The following is a 15879-nucleotide window of genomic DNA, read 5'->3' as shown; positions in this document are numbered from 1 at the left end:
AAAAACTATTATGCTTGACTATAACCGCATCACCGAAAGACTTAAAAACTGCCAAACCATGATCAACCCACACAAAGTTTCTGTAGCGGGTCGATTAGTGCGTGTTGTTGGTTTAACCCTTGAAGCCGTAGGTGTTAAAGCACCTGTTGGCAGCCAATGTTTAGTTGAAACCTCTAACGGTGACTTAATTGCTGAAATTGTTGGCTTTGAAGAAGACAAAACTTATCTTATGCCAGAAGAAAGCCTTCAAGGGGTTTTACCTGGCGCTCGCGTAGTTCCTTTAGCAACTAAAGCTCGATTACCTTTTTCAATGGAGCTATTAGGTCGTGTTATTGACGGTGTCGGTAAACCTATTGATGGTAAAGGCCCAATAAAACAGCCCGAATCTTATCAATACAGCGGAAAACCGATTAATCCATTATCGCGTCGTGCCATAACCGAACCTTTAGATGTTGGCGTTCGCGCTATAAATAGCTTTTTAACGGTAGGTACAGGTCAACGCATGGGACTCTTTGCTGGTTCTGGTGTCGGTAAAAGTGTGCTTTTAGGTATGATGACCAAAGGCACAACGGCTGATGTTATTGTTGTGGGGCTTATCGGAGAACGAGGCCGAGAAGTTAAAGAATTTATTGAAGAAATACTTGGTGAAGAAGGGCGTAAACGTTCAGTTGTTATTGCTGCACCTGCTGATAACTCACCTTTAATGCGTTTAAAAGGTTGTGAAACTTCGGTACAAATTGCGGAGTACTTTCGTGATCAAGGTTTAAACGTTTTACTGCTGATCGACTCAATTACTCGTTATGCTCAGGCTCAACGTGAAATTGCATTGGCTGTTGGTGAACCACCAGCGACCAAAGGTTATCCGCCTTCAGTGTTTTCAAAGTTACCGCAATTGGTTGAAAGGGCAGGTAATGGTGGAGAAGGGCAAGGTTCAATTACAGCTTTTTTTACCGTATTAACAGAGGGTGATGATTTACAAGATCCTATTGCTGATGCTGCTCGCGCCATTTTAGATGGTCATATTGTATTATCAAGAGACCTTGCTGATTCTGGTCATTATCCAGCGGTTGATATTGAAGCGTCCATTAGTCGTGTAATGCCTATGGTGACGACACCTGAGCATCAACAACTTGCAAGGCAGTTAAAGCAAGTTTATTCCTTATATCAGCAAAACAAAGATCTTATTTCGATTGGCGCTTACAGTAAAGGTAGCGATCCTCGCATCGATCAGTCTATTACTTTATTACCCGTTATTAATTTCTTTTTACAGCAGAAAACCTCAGAAATTATTCCTTATGAACAAAGCTTAAGTCAATTACAAGAAATTATCTCAGCAGCCCAAGCGCATGCTCAACAAGGTCAATAAACATATGTTTATTTTTATGAAAGACCTCGTTTTTACTTTTTGCTTTTACTCATGTCTTGAAGGAGATTTGTAATGCCAATGAAACAACTGAATACGCTACACAAATTTGAGCAAGATAAAGTTGATAAAGCTGCTCAAAATTTACGACAAGCAGAATCTGATTACCAACAAAACTTACAACGTTTAAATAGTGTTAGCGACTACCGATTAGAATACATGAAACGATTAGAGCAACGTTCTGTTGAAGGTATAAATAGTCATACTTTTAGTCACTTTCACGCCTTCATTAAAAAACTAGACAATGCATCACAACAAGTCGAAATAGCCTTAAATCAAGCAAAAGCCATGGTAGAAAAATGTAAGAGAGAGTGGTTATTGCAAAGGCAAAAAGTACAAGCCGTTGAACTGTTGCGAGACAAAAAGCTAAAAGGTTTAGCGATGATTGAAAATAAGAAAGAACAGAAAATGTTTGATGAGATAGCTACTCAACAGTTCGTCCGAAGGAATCGATAATATATAGATCAAACACCTATTGGAACGCGTTTTGCTTTACTTTAAGTAACGTGGTTTTTATTTGTAATAAATAAAAGTAATGAAAGTAACTTTTTGCAGGAAAATTTATGTCTAATATGAATTATCTAACATTGGAATTATCTCAAGGTACTGATAGTAAAGTACTAAGTAGTAACTCAGTTGGTTATGAAAAAGAGAGTTCATCAGTGTTTTCTAATTTAATGGAGCAGCACAAAGCGTCCAAAAAAAGCGGCAATAATGCAGCTAAAGCCGGCAATGAAGAGCAAAATCAAATTAGAGATAATAACAATTCTGAGAATATAGCCGAGGCAGAAAAAAAGAATAGCGAAAATAATACAGAAATAAAAAGCCCAAAATCAGACGCCGAAAACCTTTCCACCGATACTACAGATAGCAGCGAAACTGACTTATATACTCAAGCCCAGTTAAACAAAACTGAAGCCGCAGAAGCTAAAAATGAAAACTCTTCCGAGTTACTGTTAGATAGTTCTGGTACATCAGATGACGCCAACTTATTTACCAACCCTGAACAGCTTTTGTCTTTCCTTAATGCATCAGAAAAGGCGTTGAGTGGTAAAGATGGAACAAGCTCTGAAGATGCCGAAAAGAATCCAGTAACTCCAGTTGTTCCTATTACTTCAGGTGCTGGTATAGCATCAAAAACAGATAAAGTACTTGTTGAACAAGCTACTTCACAAGTAACTTCTAAAGAATTAGTTGAGCCAAAAACTGGCGAAGAATTATCATTAAAAACGGATAAAACCCTTATTGCGCAATCTTTATCAAAACAGAAAGATGAGAGTGATTTAGACGTGATAAACAAAGTAAACGAATTACTTAAATCAAAATCATCAGAAAGTAGCGACGAGATAATTAATAACAAAGAACTTGGCTCGAATAAATCAGCCGATATAACTAAATTGTCGGGTCTTCAGGAAGCTTTAGGTGAAGGAAGTAAAGACGTTATTTCAGAAGAAGAGCTAACATCATCTACCAAAGCTAAACTAGAATCTTCAATAGACAAGATAACTAATGGCGTTCAATTATCAGGAGAAGTTGTTGAAACGTTAGACGAACAAGTAACTTCATCATCTACCAAGGCTAACTCAGAATCTTCAATAGGTAAGATAACTAATGGCGTTCAATTATCAGATGAAGCTGTTGAAACGTTAGACGAAGAAGCAACTTCATTGGCTAACAAGGCTTTAACTAACGAACAAATTTTAACTCAACTAAAGTCTCAAAACACTGAGCAAGCAATAAATAAAGAAGCAACAAAAACAGATAGCAAAACAACTATTTTAAATAATGCACAAGATTTAGCGAAGTCATCTAGTGCTGACTTAACTGACACGCAAGAAGCTGAGCAATTAGATACAGCGAAAAGTGACTCTAAAGAAAGTCAGTTCAATGGCATTAATCAAGCTGCTTTTAAACCAGAACAAGTTAATTTAAAAAATAAAGATTCGGTTCAAGCTAGTGTTGCTGATAGTTTGTCAGACAAATCTGTTGATAGCTCTGATGAAGCTGAAGCTAGTGAGTTGGCTAAAGATGAATTATTAATGTCAGAAGCAAAATCAACAAGTAGCCCACTTAATAATGTAGCTAATAATACAAAACTAAACCAAGCGATAAATCCATTATTTGATACATTATCTCAAACAGAAGCCAATGACGCTGCAGATAGCGAAAGATATATGCAAGACGAACACTCTTTTGAAAACGTTATGCAAACATTGTCTGCCGATTTAGCACAAACGCAAAAGAATACTGTTATACAACAAGCTGAAACTATTTCTATTATGCGCAAAGATTTTACCGATGCAGTAAAAGATAAAGTTATGGTGATGATCAATCAGAAGATTCAGCAAATCGATATTCAATTAGATCCTCCAGAGCTGGGCAGCATGCAAGTTCGTATTAATATGCAAAATGAGCAAGCAGTCGTTAGTTTTGTTGTACAAAACCAACAAGCTAAAGAAGCGCTTGAACAAAATATGGATAGATTAAGACATATGATGGCTGATAATGGTGTTGATGTTGGTGATGCTAATGTTAAGCAAGATTCTAATCAATCAGCTATGAACGGAGAAAGCAATCAAGGTTCTGCTGCTCAAGGTGAGAATGGTGAAGAGGGAGCTTTAGAGGGCGCTATGAATAGCGAAAACGCAAAAGTGCTTAAAGCTTCATCAACTGGTGTTGATTACTACGTTTAATTGTATAAAACACATTGGCTAGACAGCCATTCAAGGCTATAGTTAAACCATTGGTATGTATAAGCTTAAGGATCAAAAATGGCAGATGATAAAGAAGAAGAGTTAGAACTGGATAATGCAGGTGGTGGTAAAAAGAAATTAATCATCATTATTGTTGCTGTTGTAGTTTTGGCTGCGGCAGGCGCAGGCGCTTTTTTCTTTATGGGAGGTAGTGACGAACCTACTCCAGAACAAGTTGAAGCTGCATTAAATGGTGGTGAAGCTGGTGATTCTGAAGCTAGCTCTGGATCTTCTAGTGTAGAAATTGGCACCGCAATTTATGTTCCTGTACCTGCTCCATTTAAATTTAATGTGCCGGGTGCAGCACGAGATCGATTTGTTGAAATTCGAGTGCAATTGTTAGTACGTGGTGGTGACGACGAAGAAACCGCTAAAAAACATATTCCTTTAATCGAGAGTGTATTGCTTGCTGTATTTTCTCAATCGAATGCTGATGATCTTGCGACAAGTGCAGGCAAAGTGTCTTTAAAGCAAAAAGCATTAACAGAAATCCAAAAAGAATTTATGGATATTGAAGACAAAAAAATAGTTGAAGAAGTACTATTTACTAGTTTTGTAATGCAGTAGCTATTCAGCGGTTAACAACTACTAGGTAGAGTAAACAATTGGCAGAAATGAATATTCTAAGATTATGTTGAAAAAATTGAAATATCATAACTATAAAGAGACTATCAAGTGAGTGATTTATTATCGCAAGACGAGATTGATGCGCTATTACACGGTGTTGACGACGTTGAAGAAGAAGAGCTAGTAGAGGATAGTGCCGACTCAGGTAGTATGTCTGACTACGACTTTTCATCACAAGATAGAATTGTTCGTGGGCGTATGCCTACCCTCGAAATGGTTAATGAACGCTTTGCGCGCCATATGCGTATTAGCTTATTTAATATGATGCGTAGAACGGCCGAAGTCTCAATTAACGGCATTCAAATGATCAAGTTTGGCGAATATGTTCATACATTATTTGTTCCAACAAGTTTGAATATGGTACGTTTTCGCCCCCTAAAAGGTACAGCTCTAATTACCATGGAAGCTCGACTTGTATTTATTCTTGTTGATAACTTTTTTGGTGGTGACGGGAGATATCACGCAAAAATTGAAGGTCGAGAATTTACACCAACCGAACGCCGAATTATTCAAATGTTACTTAAATTAATATTTGAAGATTATAAAGAAGCTTGGTCGCCCGTGATGGATGTTTCTTTTGAGTATTTAGATTCTGAAGTTAACCCATCAATGGCGAATATTGTCAGCCCAACTGAAGTTGTTGTGATCAGCTCATTCCATATTGAACTTGATGGTGGTGGTGGTGATTTTCATGTTGCTTTGCCTTACTCAATGCTTGAACCCATTCGAGAGTTGTTGGATGCCGGTGTTCAAAGTGATAAAGAAGACACTGATATGCGCTGGTCTAAGGCATTACGCGATGAAATTATGGATGTGCCTATTGAGATATCCACTAAGTTTATCGAGGTAAACTTACCTCTTTCTCAAATTATGGAGCTTGAAGCGGGAGATATTATTCCTATTGATATGCCTGAGCATGTAACCGTACTCGTTGAAAACTTACCAAGCTTTAGAGCTAAACTTGGCCGCAGCCGTGAAAATCTTGCTTTAAAAATTGAATCTAAAATTAAGCGTCCTGAATCAGTTAAAAATGAATTAACCATTTTAACTAAAGGTGGCAAACGTTTAGACAGTGACGCAGAACTTCATCTACTCGAAGATGATTTAGAATATTAACCTTATACGCATATCGCCAATGTCGGTGTGTTTGTAGATACAGAATTAAATAAAAATATTATAGAGGTCAATGGCGATGAGCGATGACAATGAAGATTTAGGAATGTGGGATGAAGCAATGGAAGAGCAAGCAGAATCAGAAGCTGCTGATGCCAAACCTGTTGAGTTAGATGAATTAGAAGCTGAAGCGCCTATCACGGGTGATGAAAAACGTAAACTCGATGCAATCTTAGATATTCCCGTTACGATATCAATGGAAGTAGGGCGCAGTAATATTAGTATTCGTAACCTATTACAATTAAACCAAGGTTCAGTTGTAGAATTAGATCGTGTAGCAGGTGAAGCGCTAGATGTTATGGTAAACGGTACCTTGATTGCTCATGGCGAGGTTGTTGTGGTGAACGACAAGTTTGGTATTCGTTTAACCGATGTTATCAGTCAAATAGAGCGTATTAAAAAACTTAAATAATGGATTATTAATGCGAGCATTTTTTGGCTTTATAGGCCTATTTTATACAGCAGCTGGTTTTGCTGAAGAAACAGTTAAACCCTTAGTAGAGCCTATTGTAGAAAAAACAGTACAAGTAGGAAAACATGTTTCTCCTAGCACTGATGCTGCTACCATGATTTTATCATTATTAATTGTATTATTAGTTGTTATTGTTAGTGCTTACATACTTAAGAAATTTCAAATAACGGCTCAAGGTGGGCAACAAGCGTTAAAAGTTGTGTCTAGTGTTCATTTAGGATCTAAAGAGCGTGTTGTTGTGGTACAAGTTGGAGCTAAGCAATTGGTTCTAGGCGTAACTGCAAACCAAGTTAACTTACTTGATACTTTAGATACACCACTAGATACAGGCAAAAGCACTTCTGAAATGTTCGATAAGAATGTTTTCAACATGATAAAAAATGGCCTCAAAAAGAATGATTAAACTTATGACAAAAATGGTCAATCAACGTTTAGCTTTATTTGTATTTATTCTTATCTCTATGCTGACATTCAGTGGCGTGAGTTATGCCGAAGATTTAAGTATGTCGGCTTTAAAGTTAACTACTAATCCAGATGGCTCCCAAGAATACTCAGTAACCCTTCAAATTCTTATTTTCATGACGGCACTCAGCTTTATTCCAGCTGCGGTGATCATGATGACTTCTTTCACACGAATACTCGTGGTGATGGCAATTTTAAGACAAGCTATTGGCTTACAGCAAACACCTTCTAACCAAGTGGTAGTTGGTTTAACGTTATTTATGACCTTGTTTATTATGACTCCGGTGTATAACGAAATTAATGCTCGAGCTATTCAACCTTATTTGCAAGATCAACTAACTTCAGTTCAAGCTATTGATAGAGCTAAAGTACCATTGAGAGCTTTTATGCTTGAGCAAACACGTATTAAAGATTTAGATACTTTGGCAGCAATGGCGGGCATTGAACAAGTAAACGAACCCACTGATTTACCGATGACGGTTATAGTGCCTGCATTTGTGATAAGCGAATTAAAAACAGCATTTCAAATTGGCTTTATGTTATTTATACCTTTTCTCATTATAGATCTAGTGGTGGCAAGTATATTAATGGCAATGGGTATGATGATGTTATCACCCATGATCGTTTCTCTGCCCTTTAAATTAATGTTATTTGTGTTAGTTGATGGTTGGAATTTAGTTATTGGTACTATTGCTACAAGTTATGGGATGGGAGCCGGCTAATGAATCCAGAGGTTTTTGTAGACATTCTAAGTGATGCTTTGTTTTTAGTTATTGTGCTTGTATGTGCGGTAATAATACCAAGTTTGCTTGTAGGTTTACTGGTTGCTGTTTTTCAGGCGGCAACGTCAATTAACGAACAAACCTTAAGTTTCTTACCTCGTTTAGTGGTTACCTTACTTTCTCTGATTATTGGTGGGCATTGGTTAGTTCAGCAATTAATGGACTATACCATTCGTTTAATAGGTAGTATTCCCAGTGTGGTTAGCTAATGGAATATACCGACGCTGTTGTTAATCAATTTATAGCGGATTTTATTCTTCCTTTTACCCGTATTTCTGCCTTAATCATGAGTATGGTTGGTTTTGGTGCTAGAACTATTCCTACTAAAATTAAATTAGGCTTATCGGTTGTGGTAACTGTTGCTGTTATGCCTGCAATTCCGCCAACAAATGTAGGAAATCTTTTCTCTCTTGCTACAGCGTTACTTATTGGCGAACAAGTAATCATTGGTATTATGCTTGGTTTTGTTACTACCTTAGTGGTGGAAACCTTTGTGTTAGCAGGTCAAATTATTGCTATGCAAACAGGTTTAGGTTTTGCATCATTAGTTGATCCTGCTAGTGGTATGAATGTGCCAGCTGTTGGGCAATTTTTTCTTATTCTTTCATCTTTATTGTTCTGGGTTATGGATGGGCATTTGGCTTATCTACAATTTGTTGTTGCTAGTTTTGATACTATTCCTATTCCCGCTGAAAGCTTTGATAGCACTAAATTTCGTGAAGTAGTGGAGTGGGGCGGTTGGATGTTTGCTAGTGCATTATCTCTTTCTATCGCACCACTTACTGCTATGTTATTAATTAACTTTTCTTTTGGGGTTATGACTCGAGCTGCGCCACAGCTAAATATTTTTGCTATTGGTTTTCCTGTAACCATGTGTGCAGGTTTACTAATTATGTGGTTAACCATGGGTAACTTCTTTACTCATTTTCAAATCCAGTGGCAACGAGCGCTTGAGTTTAGTTGCTACCTTATAGACTGTCAGGTGATTTAATGGCTGAGTCTGATAGTGGTGAAAAAACAGAAGAACCCACGGCGAAAAAGCTTGCTGATGCCAAGAAGAAAGGTCAAGTTGCACGTTCTAAAGATTTAGGCACTATGTTTGTACTGGTTGGCAGTGCTGTAGCGCTTATGATCGTAGGGAGTGCTTTAGTTGAATCATTAAGTAATATCATGAAACGGCTTTTCACATTATCTCGTGAAGAGTCTTTAGATATGAATGCATTATTTGCTGTGTTACAGGGCACGCTAACCGACATCATTTCTCCTCTTATGTGGATCTTCGTTATTATAGTTTTTGCTGCTTTTGTCGGGAATACCATGCTAGGTGGAATGAGTTTTTCTGCCGAAGCCATGGCGCCTAAAGCCAGTAGGTTATCGCCAATTGAAGGTTTTAAAAGAATGTTTGGCGTTAAGGCTATCGTAGAGTTTGTTAAGTCTTTGTTGAAGTTCTTTGTGGTATTTATTGTTGCTTATATTTTGTTAGCTGGGCTATTTGAAGAAATCTTAGGTTTAAGTTTAGAAGCCACACCTATTAATTTCGAACATGCTACCTCAATGCTTTTGTGGATGTTTTTAGCACTGGCATTATCCATTGGAATTATTGCTGCTATCGACGCACCCTACCAAGTTTGGGAGCATAATCGTCAGTTAAAAATGACTAAGCAAGAAGTTAAGGACGAGTTTAAAAATACCGAAGGTAGCCCTGAAATTAAAGGTCGAATAAGACGTGCGCAGTATGAAATGTCACAACGACGAATGATGCAAGATGTACCTGACTCTGATGTAGTTATAACCAACCCCACACATTACGCTGTGGCGATTAAATATGATCCTGCTTCAGGCGGTGCGCCTATGCTAGTGGCGAAAGGCATTGATGAAATGGCTATTCATATTCGAACTATCGCGAAAGAACATGAAGTAGAAATTCTACAATCTCCGGCACTTGCTCGTTCTCTTTATTACACTGCTGAAGTGAATAAAAATATACCTGAAGAACTGTTTGCTGCTGTCGCACAAGTACTAGCCTTTATTTATCAATTAAATGAGCATAAAAAAGGTAAAGCTAAACGTCCTAAGGGGCTTGCCAAAAATCTCCCCATTCCGGATGAATTCAAATATTAATCCTATTTCTCATGCTCTGAAGTTATTTTAATTCCCTCTGTTATAAATATATTGGTCTGGATATTGCTCTAGTACTAGCATGTGTCAATTAATTAACAGCCTTTAGATGCAATTATCATCAACTATTAATCAAGTAAAACAATTAAAATTCAACCAGTTAAAAGGTATTGGAACGCCATTTTTAGTAATGGCAGCCTTGGGGATGGTTATTCTTCCTATGCCTGCACTTTTACTGGATGTGCTATTTTCCTTTAATATCGCTCTGTCTTTAATTGTACTTTTAATCACGGTATATACATTAAAGCCGCTAGAGTTTGGATCTTTCCCTGCGGTTTTACTTATCGCCACTATTTTGCGTTTAGCGCTTAACGTTGCCAGTACTCGTATTGTATTACTCGAAGGTCATGAAGGGCCTGATGCTGCAGGTAAAGTTATTGAAGCTTTCGGTTCTGTGGTTATTGGTGGTAATTACGCTGTTGGTTTGGTGGTGTTTTTAATCCTGATTATTATCAACTTTATGGTAATCACTAAAGGTGCTGGTCGTATTTCAGAAGTAACCGCACGATTCACTTTAGACGCGATGCCAGGTAAGCAAATGGCGATTGATGCCGATTTGAATGCTGGCTTTATTACAGCTGATCAAGCAAGAGAACGTCGTATTGAAGTAACTAGCGAAGCTGACTTTTATGGTTCGATGGATGGTGCAAGTAAATTTGTAAAAGGTGATGCCATCGCGGGTATTCTTATTTTACTTATTAATATTATAGGTGGTTTAGTTATCGGTATGGTGCAACACGATTTATCATTTGATAGCGCTGTTGAAATTTATACTTTATTAACTATTGGTGACGGTCTTGTTGCTCAAATACCTGGTTTATTGTTATCGGTAGGAACAGCAATTGTTGTTACACGCCAAAATACTTCTCAAGATATGGGCGAGCAAGTTAGTTCTCAGCTTGGGCAAGAGAAGTCTTTATATATCGCTGGCGCTGTTATGTTCATCATGGGCGTTATTCCAGGTATGCCTCATGTTGCCTTTCTAAGCTTTGCTGCGATTATTTTAGGTGGTGCATTTTTTAGCGCTAAATTTAAAAAGAAAACAGCAGCAGACCTTATCGAAAAAGATAAAGCAGATGAAATTGAAAGCAAGCAATTAAAAGCAGATGTAAAAGATTTAGGTTGGGATGATGTAAATCATGTCGACATTATAGGGTTAGAAATAGGTTATCGCTTAATCCCACTAGTTGATAAAGCACAAGGTGGCGAGTTATTAAATCGCATTAAAGGCGTTCGTAAAAAGTTATCACAAGAGTTTGGCTTTTTAGTGCCAGCTGTTCATATTCGAGACAACTTGGACTTAGATCCTAATACTTATCAAATATCATTAATGGGTGTAACTATTGGTGAAGCTGAAATTAGACACGACCACGAACTTGCCATCAATCCTGGCCAAGTTTTTGGTAACTTAGAAGGTACATCAACTAAAGACCCAGCCTTTGGATTAGATGCTGTTTGGATAAACCAATCCCAACGTGAACATGCTCAATCTTTAGGTTACACAGTAGTCGATTGTGCCACAGTTCTTGCTACTCATTTAAGCCAAATATTAACAAATAACGCATCACAGCTGCTTGGTCATGAAGAAGTACAAAACTTATTAGACATACTGGCTAAATCTTATCCTAAGTTAGTTGAAGGCTTTATTCCTGACACATTAACACTTGGCTGTTTGGTTAAAGTATTACAAAACTTAATGAACGAAGGTGTGCCAGTAAGAGATATGCGTAGTATTGTACAAACACTTTCTGAATATGGCCCTAAGAGCCAAGACCCAGAGGTATTAACGGCTGCAGTAAGAATAACCCTACGTAAATTTATCATTCAAGAGCTCATTGGATCAGCAAATGAAGTACCTGTCATAACATTGTCACCAGAGTTGGAACAGATGTTGCACCAGTCTATGCAGATGGCTGGAGATGATGGTGCCGGTATTGAACCAGGCTTAGCTGAGCGATTACAAACTTCACTTGTTGAAGGAGCGCAAAAGCAAGAAATGGCTGGTGATACACCTGTTTTATTAACATCAGGTATTTTACGAACAGTATTATCGAAATTTGTAAAATATACGATTCCAGGTTTAAGAGTTATTTCTTACCAAGAAATACCAGATGATAAGCAAATAAAGATCATTAGCGTAATCGGCAATACATAAGATAAGCCAATTACGATAAAGAAATAAGGGGTCAATTGTGAAAATAAGACGTTTTGTTGCCGTAGATATGAAAACTGCATTAGCTCAAATTAAAGAAGAGTTAGGTGCAGACGCCGTGATTATGTCTAATAAAAAAATTGTTGGAGGTGTCGAAATAATGGCAGCTATCGACTATTACCCATCACAAACTCAAGTAGATCCAACTTCTAAACAAGAAGACAAGGCTACCAACGATTTAAACAATGATGTTGTTAGCTTAAGTTCACATGCTCAAAAGCAAACTGAGCAAGTTAACCAAAGTGAAAATAATGAGCCTCAAGCACCTGATAGTTTATCAGCTTTGCTTAATCGTAAAGTTCAACAAGAACCTAAAGTTGATGCTTTTAACCCTCATTCTATTCAAGAGTCATCTATTAACGAGCCATCAATTACCCAAGCCGTAGACAACGGTACAATCAATACGGGTACTTCATCTAATAGTGACATTGAATTACAGTTTAAAAATTTCACAGACCGTTTACAACAAACAACCCAACAAAGAAATACTGAACAAGAGCAACAGCAAACTAGCTCACCTATTCAGTCTTTGCATAACGATGGTGGTTTTAAAGAAAATACTCAAACAACAAATGCCAATCACGCACAAGTTAATACTTCCGCTGATAACGGCTCTGTTGAATTTGAAAATATGAAGAAAGAAATGCACACCATTCGTCATTTATTAGAGCACCAATTGTCTGGTTTAATGTGGCAAGATATGGCACAGAAGAATCCACAAAAAGCGCTATTAATAAATAAGCTTGTTGCCCTTGGATTAACAGATCACATGGCAGACCAAATTGCTGGGTTTATTCCTCCTCAACAAAATGATCAAGATGCATGGGAGCAAGCGAAAAAGTTTATTACTCAGCAATTAAATACAACGAATAACGATATTATCCATCATGGTGGAATTATTTCATTAGTAGGTCCTACTGGTGTTGGTAAAACTACGACTATCGCAAAGTTAGCTGCTAGATTTGCTCAAATACATGGCGCTGATGAAGTCGTGTTAATTTCTACCGATAGCTTCAGAATAGGCGGTTTTGAACAGTTAACAACTTACGGCAGAATCATTGGTTGCCAAGTTAAATTAGCTAATGATGCTGAAGCTTTGGATACACTATTACAACAGTTTGGTCATAAAAAACTTATCTTAATTGATACAGCTGGTATGGGCCAAAGAGATATGCGTTTAGCACAACATTTAACAGATTTAATTGCTAATGCTCGTGTAAGAATTCGTAACTATCTTGTTTTATCAGCAAATACTCAGCAGCGAGTAATGCAAGAAAATGTTGAACGTTTCAAAAAAATTCCACTAGCTGGCTGTATTTATACTAAGCTTGATGAAAGCATTAGTGTTGGCGAAATCATTTCAACATCAATTCAAAATGGTTTACCTATTGGATATTTAACTGATGGACAAAGAGTTCCTGAAGACATAAAAGTGGCGAATGCAGAGAAATTAGTTGCACTAGCAGATAAAATGACAAGTAGAATAAATCAGCAACACGCAAGTACTTGGCGTCCGATGCCGAAAAAAGAAGCAACCACAGCATAAATTGAATGTGATTGCTAAAACTAGCTAGCTTAAATTAATGAAATTAGTTAAATTAAATTAGTTGAAATGAAAAATATTGAAAAAAATGCTTATAATTTCACTAGTTAAAATGTACTGAGCTATACTAGATATAATTAGAAACATTTTCGACATGGTGAAGTGATAGTGACGAGAAGATTTAAATGATAGACCAAGCGAGTGGTTTACGTAAAATGCATGAATTACAACAAATTAAAGTAATAGCTGTATCTGGTGGTAAAGGTGGTGTAGGTAAAACTAACGTATCTTTAAACACATCCATTGCATTAGCTCAATTAGGTAAAAAAGTTTTAGTTTTAGATGCCGATTTAGGATTAGCTAATGTAGACGTTATGCTAGGACTTCGTGTTAAGCGTAATCTCTCACATGTACTTTCTGGTGAATGTGAATTAGACGATATTATTATTGAAGGCCCTGCAGGTATTAAGATTATTCCTGCTACCTCAGGTTCACAATCTATGGTTGATTTAACGCCAAGTGAGCATGCTGGATTAATTCGTGCTTTTAGTGACATGAGAACAGAGTTTGATGTACTGATTGTTGATACTGCAGCAGGTATATCAGATATGGTGCTAAGCTTCTGTAGAGCTTCTCAAGATGTCATGTTAGTTGTATGTGATGAACCAACATCAATAACCGATTGCTATGCCTTAATGAAACTTCTCAGTAGAGACCATGGCATATTCAAATTCAAAGTTGTTGCAAATATGGTTCGTAGCCCAAGAGAAGGGCAACATTTATTCGAAAAACTGTCAAAAGTAAGTGATCGATTTTTAGATGTAAGTTTAGATCTTGTAGGCGTGGTGCCTTTCGATGAAAATATTCGTAAGTCTGTTCGCAAGCAAAAAGCGATTGTTGAAGCATACCCAGATTCTCCAGCAGCAATAGGTTTTAAAAATTTAGCGAATAAAATTACAAAATGGCCAATACCACATCAACCTTCAGGTCATTTAGAATTTTTTATTGAACAATTATTAGAACATTAATATGTTCATAGTAGTGAGTGTATAGATTTGTCAAAAGCAGATGCTTACAGTGTTCAAATAGACAAAACTGCTTTAATCGAGCAGCATACGGTATTAGTTAAACGTATTGCTTATCATCTATTAGCTCGATTACCAGCAAGCGTACTAGTGGATGATCTGATCCAGTCGGGGATGATTGGACTACTTGAAGCCTCAAGTAATTTTGATCACTCTAAAGGTGCTAGTTTTGAGACGTTCGCTGGTATAAGAATTCGCGGCGCTATGTTAGATGAAATTAGGCGTGGAGATTGGACTCCTAGATCCGTTCATAAGAACAGCCGTATGATAAGTGAAGCGATTAAAGTACTAGAAGCGGAGCTTGGACGAGACGTAACTGATATTGAAGTTGCCGAAAAACTTGAGCTTTCCTTAAATGAGTACCATCATATTCTTAATGATGTTAGTTCAGGTAAAATTATCGGCATAGACGATCTAGGTGTTAGTGAAGACGCTTTTAATACGAATAAAGATAATGCGGTTGATGAACCTTACGACCAAATTGAACAAGTTGTTTTTAAGAAAACTTTAGCAGAATGTATTTCATCATTACCAGAACGAGAAAGTTTAGTGCTTTCACTGTATTATGATGAGGAACTTAATTTACGTGAAATTGGTCAAGTTCTTGATGTAAGTGAATCAAGAGTTAGTCAAATTCATAGCCAAGCGATGCATCGATTAAAATCTCGTATGCAAACATGGCAACACTAATAGTAAAAATTAAATATAAATAATTTAAATTTTTAATGTACTCACCGGAGGGTGCCTTGGATAAAAATATGAAAGTTCTCGTTGTTGACGATTTTTCAACTATGAGACGTATAATTAAAAATTTGTTGCGAGATATAGGTTTCACCAATATTCAAGAAGCAGATGATGGTAGTACCGCTTTACCTATGCTTCAATCAGGTGAATTCGATTTTGTTGTAACTGACTGGAACATGCCTGGAATGCAAGGAATTGACTTGTTGAGAGCTATACGTGCAGACGCTAGCCTTTCACACATTCCTGTATTAATGGTTACAGCTGAAGCGAAAAAAGAACAAATAGTTATGGCTGCGCAAGCAGGTGTAAATGGCTATATTGTTAAACCTTTTACCGCAGCTACCTTAAAAACTAAACTCGATAAAATATTCGAACGTTTAGGATAATTGAAATTTTCTTTTCAAGCCTAATAGAGGATATTTTGC

General features: G+C 37.1%; 16 protein-coding genes. All 16 read left to right on the top strand.

Annotation, left to right across the window (positions count from 1 at the left end; translation table 11 throughout):
* Nucleotides 1–10: 10 nt before the first annotated feature.
* The 16 genes from fliI to cheY all read left to right on the top strand — a co-directional run bounded on the left by fliI (nt 11) and on the right by cheY (nt 15840).
* Nucleotides 11–1366 carry a flagellar protein export ATPase FliI gene (gene fliI / locus Q5N69_RS09255; RefSeq protein WP_304368607.1) on the top strand — a complete coding sequence of 452 codons (1356 nt, stop codon included), beginning with the start codon at nt 11–13 and terminating at the stop codon, nt 1364–1366.
* Between the two features lie 72 nt (nt 1367–1438).
* Entirely contained in the window at nt 1439–1879 is a 441-nt protein-coding gene (gene fliJ, locus Q5N69_RS09250) for a flagellar export protein FliJ (RefSeq protein WP_304368606.1), read from the top strand.
* A gap of 107 nt (nt 1880–1986) precedes the next feature.
* Entirely contained in the window at nt 1987–4116 is a 2130-nt protein-coding gene (locus Q5N69_RS09245) for a flagellar hook-length control protein FliK (RefSeq protein ID WP_304368605.1), read from the top strand.
* 78 nt (nt 4117–4194) lie between these two features.
* Nucleotides 4195–4743: a flagellar basal body-associated protein FliL gene (gene fliL, locus Q5N69_RS09240; RefSeq protein ID WP_304368604.1), complete on the top strand. Its 549-nt coding sequence runs from the start codon at nt 4195–4197 to the stop codon at nt 4741–4743.
* A 108-nt stretch (nt 4744–4851) separates the two neighbouring features.
* The gene (gene fliM / locus Q5N69_RS09235) at nt 4852–5919 is read left to right on the top strand and encodes a flagellar motor switch protein FliM (protein WP_304368603.1); all 1068 of its coding nucleotides are present in this window, start codon (nt 4852–4854) and stop codon (nt 5917–5919) included.
* A gap of 76 nt (nt 5920–5995) precedes the next feature.
* Nucleotides 5996–6388 (top strand): flagellar motor switch protein FliN, encoded by a 393-nt coding sequence (gene fliN, locus Q5N69_RS09230; RefSeq protein ID WP_304368602.1) that lies wholly within the window; start codon nt 5996–5998, stop codon nt 6386–6388.
* A 10-nt stretch (nt 6389–6398) separates the two neighbouring features.
* On the top strand, nt 6399–6851 hold the full coding sequence (fliO, locus tag Q5N69_RS09225) for a flagellar biosynthetic protein FliO (protein WP_304368601.1): 453 nt from the start codon (nt 6399–6401) through the stop codon (nt 6849–6851).
* A gap of 58 nt (nt 6852–6909) precedes the next feature.
* Nucleotides 6910–7632 (top strand): flagellar type III secretion system pore protein FliP, encoded by a 723-nt coding sequence (gene fliP, locus Q5N69_RS09220; RefSeq protein ID WP_304368646.1) that lies wholly within the window; start codon nt 6910–6912, stop codon nt 7630–7632.
* Nucleotides 7632–7901 (top strand): flagellar biosynthesis protein FliQ, encoded by a 270-nt coding sequence (gene fliQ / locus Q5N69_RS09215; RefSeq protein WP_304368600.1) that lies wholly within the window; start codon nt 7632–7634, stop codon nt 7899–7901. The genes fliP and fliQ overlap by 1 nt, the downstream gene beginning before the upstream one ends.
* Nucleotides 7901–8683, top strand: coding sequence for a flagellar biosynthetic protein FliR (gene fliR / locus Q5N69_RS09210; RefSeq protein WP_304368599.1), 783 nt, complete (start codon nt 7901–7903; stop codon nt 8681–8683). Before fliQ ends, fliR begins: the two co-directional genes overlap by 1 nt.
* Nucleotides 8683–9813, top strand: a complete 1131-nt coding sequence (gene flhB / locus Q5N69_RS09205; RefSeq protein ID WP_304368598.1) for a flagellar biosynthesis protein FlhB — start codon at nt 8683–8685, stop codon at nt 9811–9813. The genes fliR and flhB overlap by 1 nt, the downstream gene beginning before the upstream one ends.
* Before the next feature lie 106 nt (nt 9814–9919).
* Nucleotides 9920–12025, top strand: coding sequence for a flagellar biosynthesis protein FlhA (flhA, locus tag Q5N69_RS09200; RefSeq protein WP_304368597.1), 2106 nt, complete (start codon nt 9920–9922; stop codon nt 12023–12025).
* A 37-nt stretch (nt 12026–12062) separates the two neighbouring features.
* Nucleotides 12063–13628: a flagellar biosynthesis protein FlhF gene (gene flhF / locus Q5N69_RS09195; protein WP_304368596.1), complete on the top strand. Its 1566-nt coding sequence runs from the start codon at nt 12063–12065 to the stop codon at nt 13626–13628.
* 182 nt (nt 13629–13810) lie between these two features.
* Entirely contained in the window at nt 13811–14653 is an 843-nt protein-coding gene (locus Q5N69_RS09190) for a MinD/ParA family protein (RefSeq protein ID WP_304368595.1), read from the top strand.
* Nucleotides 14654–14680: 27 nt separating this feature from the next.
* Nucleotides 14681–15400, top strand: coding sequence for an RNA polymerase sigma factor FliA (locus Q5N69_RS09185; RefSeq protein WP_304368594.1), 720 nt, complete (start codon nt 14681–14683; stop codon nt 15398–15400).
* A 56-nt stretch (nt 15401–15456) separates the two neighbouring features.
* The gene (cheY, locus tag Q5N69_RS09180; RefSeq protein WP_304368593.1) at nt 15457–15840 is read left to right on the top strand and encodes a chemotaxis response regulator CheY; all 384 of its coding nucleotides are present in this window, start codon (nt 15457–15459) and stop codon (nt 15838–15840) included.
* Nucleotides 15841–15879: the final 39 nt, after the last annotated feature.

It is taken from the genome of Pseudocolwellia sp. AS88 (genome assembly GCF_030551755.1).
GTDB lineage: Bacteria > Pseudomonadota > Gammaproteobacteria > Enterobacterales > Alteromonadaceae > Pseudocolwellia.
The sequence above is the reverse complement of the archived record's forward strand: the minus strand, read 5'-3'. Positions and strand labels throughout refer to the sequence as shown.

Excerpts from the sequence above, each read along its gene's own strand:
- fliO (WP_304368601.1), top strand. The coding sequence starts at position 6,399 with ATGCGAGCATTTTTTGGCTTTATAGGCCTATTTTATACAGCAGCTGGT.
- fliI (WP_304368607.1), top strand. The coding sequence starts at position 11 with ATGCTTGACTATAACCGCATCACCGAAAGACTTAAAAACTGCCAAACC.
- Q5N69_RS09245 (WP_304368605.1), top strand. The coding sequence starts at position 1,987 with ATGTCTAATATGAATTATCTAACATTGGAATTATCTCAAGGTACTGAT.
- fliL (WP_304368604.1), top strand. The coding sequence starts at position 4,195 with ATGGCAGATGATAAAGAAGAAGAGTTAGAACTGGATAATGCAGGTGGT.
- fliJ (WP_304368606.1), top strand. The coding sequence starts at position 1,439 with ATGCCAATGAAACAACTGAATACGCTACACAAATTTGAGCAAGATAAA.
- flhB (WP_304368598.1), top strand. The coding sequence starts at position 8,683 with ATGGCTGAGTCTGATAGTGGTGAAAAAACAGAAGAACCCACGGCGAAA.
- flhA (WP_304368597.1), top strand. The coding sequence starts at position 9,920 with ATGCAATTATCATCAACTATTAATCAAGTAAAACAATTAAAATTCAAC.
- fliQ (WP_304368600.1), top strand. The coding sequence starts at position 7,632 with ATGAATCCAGAGGTTTTTGTAGACATTCTAAGTGATGCTTTGTTTTTA.
- fliP (WP_304368646.1), top strand. The coding sequence starts at position 6,910 with ATGCTGACATTCAGTGGCGTGAGTTATGCCGAAGATTTAAGTATGTCG.
- Q5N69_RS09190 (WP_304368595.1), top strand. The coding sequence starts at position 13,811 with ATGATAGACCAAGCGAGTGGTTTACGTAAAATGCATGAATTACAACAA.
- fliR (WP_304368599.1), top strand. The coding sequence starts at position 7,901 with ATGGAATATACCGACGCTGTTGTTAATCAATTTATAGCGGATTTTATT.
- fliN (WP_304368602.1), top strand. The coding sequence starts at position 5,996 with ATGAGCGATGACAATGAAGATTTAGGAATGTGGGATGAAGCAATGGAA.